The sequence below is a fragment of the Mesorhizobium sp. M5C.F.Ca.IN.020.32.2.1 genome (genome assembly GCF_004023105.1).
Taxonomy (GTDB): domain Bacteria; phylum Pseudomonadota; class Alphaproteobacteria; order Rhizobiales; family Rhizobiaceae; genus Mesorhizobium; species Mesorhizobium wenxiniae.
This window is the reverse complement of the sequence record NZ_RZSX01000473.1, coordinates 1-4,976: the sequence shown is the minus strand read 5'-3', so window position 1 is coordinate 4,976 and position 4,976 is coordinate 1. Positions and strand designations below refer to the sequence as shown.

Genomic DNA, 4,976 nt, shown 5'->3' with positions numbered 1-4,976 from the left:
TCTTGGCGCCGGGCGGCAGCGCCTCCCAGTCGATCTCGTTGAAGCGCACGCAGCGCGAAAAATGGCCTTCATGGCCGTCGACCGCGATCATCGGGATTTCGGCGGCGTTGCAGACGCCCTCGACGAAATGGTGGCAGCGGGGGCCGAAATTGCAGCCCTTCGGCCGCTCGTGCGGCAGCGGCAATTGCCCCGGTATGGAGATCAGAGGCCGCGAATTCTTGTCGGCGCCGGGCAGCGGGATCGAGCGGAACAGGCCTTGCGTGTAGGGATGGCGCATCCGGTCGAAGACGTCCTTGATCTTGCCGGTCTCCACCGCTTCGCCCGAATACATCACCGTAATGCGGTCGCAGGTTTCCAGGATCAGGCCGAGATTATGCGACACGAAGATCATCGAGGTGCCGAACTTCTCGCCGAGCCCCTTGACCAGGTCGACGATGCCGGCTTCCACCGTCACGTCGAGCGCCGTCGTCGGCTCGTCGAGCAGGAGCAGCGCCGGCTTCGACAGCAGCGCCATGGCGATGACGATACGCTGTTGCTGGCCACCGGAAAGCTGGTGCGGAAAGGAGCGCATCATGCGCTCGGGATCGGGCAGCCTGACCGCGCGCACCATTTCCAGCGCGCGTCTATAAGCCTCTTCCTTCGACACCTTGTCGTGGATCAGCGGCACTTCCATCAGTTGCTGGCCGACCCTCATCGCCGGGTTCAGGCTGGCCATCGGCTCCCGGTAGATCATCGCGATCTTGTTGCCGCGGATGGCGCGCAGTTCCTCGTCGGACAGCTCGCCCATGTCCTTGCCCTGGAACTTTATCCGACCGCCGACGATCTTTCCGATGTTGGAGAGGTCGCGCATGATGCCGAGCGACACGGTCGACTTGCCGCAGCCGGATTCGCCGACGATGCCCATCGCTTCGCCAGGCATGACCGTGCAGGAGAAGTCCATAACGGCCGGTATCTCACCCTTGCGGGTGAAGAAGGAGATCGACAGGTTCTCGATCTCGATGATCGGCTCGGCGGGATTTCGAACTGCCTCATTCATGGGTCGCTCCAATCCTTGTTCTTTCAAGCATATCGGGTCGAGAACCCGTCCATCAATCTTTCATCGATTGTTCACGCAGCGAGTCGGCCAACAGATTAAGGCCCAGCACGAACGACATCAGCGCGATCGTCGGCGGCAGCGCCGGATGGATGAAGGAGCGCAGCAGCCGGCTGGCGTCCTTGATCGCGGTGCCCCAGTCCGGACTCTCGGGCGCCAGCCCCAGCCCAAAATAGCCGAGCGTGCCGAGCAGGATCGTGGTGTAGCCGATACGCAGGCAGGCATCGACGATCAGCGGCCCGCGTGCATTGGGAAGGATCTCCCACAGCATGATGTACCAGGGCGATTCACCGCGCGTCTGCGCCGCCGCCACATAGTCGCGCGTCTTGATGTCCATGACAAGGCCGCGCACGATGCGGAACACGCCGGGGCTGGAGGCGAACACCACCGCCACGAAGATGTTGAGCTGGTTGGGATCGATATGGATTATCCTGAACGGGTCGGCATCGAAGACCAGGCCGGCATAGACCCAGCCGCCAATGGCAAGGGTCAGCCCCAGGAGGATGTAAAGGCGGTCCGGCCGCTTCTTGTAGCGCGTCCAGAACAGCACGCTGAAGAAGATGATCGGGAACAGGAAGAACAGCCCGGCCATCGCATAGGGGATCGGCGTCTCCATGATGCCCGGCGTCACCAAGAGATAGAACAGGAGAATCACCGGGAAGGCGAGCACCAGGTTGGCGAGGAATGACAGCACCGTATCGATCCTGCCGCCATAATAACCGGCCGGCAGGCCAAGCGTGATGCCGACCATCAGCGCGAAACCGGTCGCCGCCGGCGCGATGATCAGCACGATCTGACTGCCATAGACCATGCGGCTGAACACGTCGCGGGCAAGCTTGTCGCCGCCGAACAGGTAGACAAGTCCCGATTGCGGCTCGACCGCGCCCGGCAGCGCATCCTTCATGATCGGTATCTGGACAAGCGGATTGAAGGGCGAGATGGTCGACGCGAAGATCGCCGTGAACAGCCAGAACAGGCAGATGCCGACGCCGACGATGCCGACGCTGCTGTCGAACAGCTGACCGTAGAGGCCAAGCCTCTTCTTGTAGGCGAAGCTCGCCCCCATCACCAGGACGAGAGCGATCCAGACCGGCCAGAAACGCGCAAGCACGCCAAGCACCACATCGACGGCGCCGATATATTCAAGCTGCATCCGCTCGATCCCCTATTGAACTCTGATACGCGGATTGAGAAACGCGTAGCCGACATCGGAAATGAGCTGCGTGATCAGGACGATGAACACCGAGACCAGGGAGCAGCCGAGCAAAAGATCGATATCGTTGTTGCCGGCCGCCTCGACCAGCGTGTAGCCAAATCCCTGGTAGCGGAACATCACCTCGACGATGACGACGCCGGTGAGCAGCCAGGGAAATTGCAGCATGATGACAGTGAACGGCGCGATCAGCGCGTTGCGCAGCGCATGCTTGACCACGACGCTGCCGAAGGAGAGGCCCTTCAGCCGCGCGGTGCGGATATATTGCTGCGTCATCACCTCGACCATCGAGGCGCGGGTCATGCGGGCGATGTAGCCGATGCCGTAGATCGCCAGCGTCATCACAGGCAAAGTGAAATTGTAGAAGGTGATGCCCCGGCTGGCCGAAGCCGCCGAACCGTTCAGCAGGCCGAGCCATGAGGCGAAAATGACGGTGAAAATGACGCCCGACACATATTCGGGCGTCGCCGTCGAGGCGATCGAGGCGACGGACAACGTTCGATCGGTTCGCGAGCCTTCTCGCATGCCGGCAAGGATGCCGATCAGAAGCGAGATCGGCACCATCACCACAAGCACCCAGAACATCAGAATACCGGTGGCGCCGAGCGCCGGGAAAAGCTTCGACGCGACCGTCGTCTTGAACTTGGTCGAGCAGCCGAAATCACCCTGCAGCACGCCGGAGAACGTCGGCTCGACAGGATCGTTGCAGAACGAAAAACGTCGCGCGGGTTTGCCCGTTGCCGGGTCTGTGACCGGCTGTTTGGGCACGATACCCAGCCATTGGCCATAGCGGGAGAAGAAATTCTGGCGATAGCCATGGTTGACCAGCCAGCTTTCGAGCTGCTCGGCCGAGGTGTGCATTTCGGTCTGGCTGATCGCCAGTTTTTTCAGATTGGGGTCGAGATTGATCAGGAAGAAGACGACCAATGTCAGGCACAGCATCGTCAATGCCATGGTGCCGAGGCGTCGAAGGATGAAGGAAAGCATGGCGGCCCCTGCCGATCGGGTTGGGGTCAGGTGCTGTCAACCCTTGATTTGTCGCATGAGCCGGCCTGAAAAGTCAGCACCTTTTTGCGCTGATCCCACATTTGGATCATGTTCGAAACAGGAGGGAGGGAACAACGCCCCCCTCCCCTTTGGCTTCGATCCGATCAGGCCTCGTCGAGCCAGACCTTGCCGTAGTCGCGCTCGAAGGTCGGGTGCATGGCGTAGTTCTTAACGGCAGCCACCGAGTGACTGTAGAGCTTGCGCCAGAAAGGCTGGATGATGATTCCGGAATCCTGCAGGATCTGCTCGATGTCCTTCATCATCTCCTTGCGCTTGGCGGCGTCGGCAACAGCGAGCGCGGCGTTGAGCTTGGCATCCCATTCGGGATTCGACCAGGCGGTTTCGTTCCAGGCTTCTCCGGTGCGGTAGCCGATCGCCAGAACCTGGACGCCGAGCGGCCGCATGTTCCAGTTGGTTATCGACAGCGGATACTTCGTCCAGTCGTTCCAGAACGTCGAACCCGGCAGCACCGTGCGCTTCACCTTGATGCCGGCGTCGCGCATCTGCGCGGCGATCGCATCGCCGGTATTCTTGTGCCAGTCTTCGTCGACCGTGATCAGCTCGTGCTCGAAATCGGCCTGACCGGCTTCCTCCATCAGCGCCTTCGCCTTGGCCGGATCGCGGGCAATCTTCGGCAGCTCGTAATATTCCGGATGGATCGGGCTGACATGGTGGTTTTCGGCGACAGTACCGGCATTGGCCATGCCAAGCTGCAGCACGACGGCGTTGTCGACTGCGAGCTGGAGCGCGTTGCGGACCTTCTGATCGTCATAAGGCTTGTTGGCCACATTGGTGCGGCAGACGATGGTCGCTGCGGTGACCACCTCGTACTTGACCAGGTCGACACCGTCGAGGATTGACACATAGTCGGCCGACGTCTCGAAATTGGTATGGACCTCTCCCGATTCGAAGGCGCTGACCGTAGCCGCGGGATCGGTGCCGTAGTCGATGAACTCGATGCCGTCGAGAAAGACCTCGCCGTCCCACCACTTGTTGTCTTCGCGGCGCTTGTAGACGACTTTCTGGCCGACATCGTAGGAGACGAGCTCGAACGGGCCGGTGCCGATCGGGCAGGCTTTGAAATCGCCGCCCTTTTCGTCGAAGGTCTTGTGGACGATGAGGCCGGGATAGTCGCACACGTTGGGAATGAGCGCGATATCAGGCGTGCTGAGCTTTAGCTTGACCGTGTGTTCGTCGACCTTGGTGACTGCGCTCTCATCCAGCTTGTCGTCCTTGACCAGCGAGCCGAGACGACCGGGCATGGAATTGCCTTCGGCTTTCTTGTCGGCCCAACGCTTGAAGTTGAAGATGACGTCATCCGCGGTGAACGGATCGCCGTTGTTCCAGGTGACGCCCTTGCGCACATGCAGCGTGTATTCGGTGGCGTCGTCGTTGACGTCCCAACTCTCGAGCAGGTAGGGGCGGAACGTGAATTCGTTTGTGTACTTGACCAACGGCTCGAGTGCCTGGCGCTCGGCATTGGCGATTTCCGACCAGTCGGCCTTGCGCGGATCCTTCGGATCCTTGATCCACATGGCGACCTTCAATATGCCGCCCTTCTTGCCCTGTACGTCCTGCGCTCTCGCCGGCGTCGGGTCGGCGAGGCCGAGCATTCCATAGGCC

The 4,976-nt window shown here is 61.0% G+C and carries 4 protein-coding genes; all 4 read right to left on the bottom strand.

The genetic code is table 11. The features are described from left to right. On the bottom strand, positions 1–1,036 hold a 1,036-nt coding region (locus tag EOA86_RS22045; RefSeq protein WP_164891898.1), incomplete at its 3' end, for an ABC transporter ATP-binding protein. Between the two features lie 52 nt (positions 1,037–1,088). Next, positions 1,089–2,246, bottom strand: coding sequence for an ABC transporter permease (locus EOA86_RS22040; RefSeq protein ID WP_127209719.1), 1,158 nt, complete (start codon positions 2,244–2,246; stop codon positions 1,089–1,091). A gap of 12 nt (positions 2,247–2,258) precedes the next feature. Then, entirely contained in the window at positions 2,259–3,293 is a 1,035-nt protein-coding gene (locus tag EOA86_RS22035; protein ID WP_029351580.1) for an ABC transporter permease, read from the bottom strand. Between the two features lie 164 nt (positions 3,294–3,457). Continuing rightward, a partial coding sequence (locus tag EOA86_RS22030; RefSeq protein WP_164891897.1) for an ABC transporter substrate-binding protein occupies positions 3,458–4,976 on the bottom strand: 1,519 nt, incomplete at its 5' end.

Excerpts from the sequence above, each read along its gene's own strand:
- EOA86_RS22040 (WP_127209719.1), bottom strand. The coding sequence starts at position 2,246 with ATGCAGCTTGAATATATCGGCGCCGTCGATGTGGTGCTTGGCGTGCTT.
- EOA86_RS22035 (WP_029351580.1), bottom strand. The coding sequence starts at position 3,293 with ATGCTTTCCTTCATCCTTCGACGCCTCGGCACCATGGCATTGACGATG.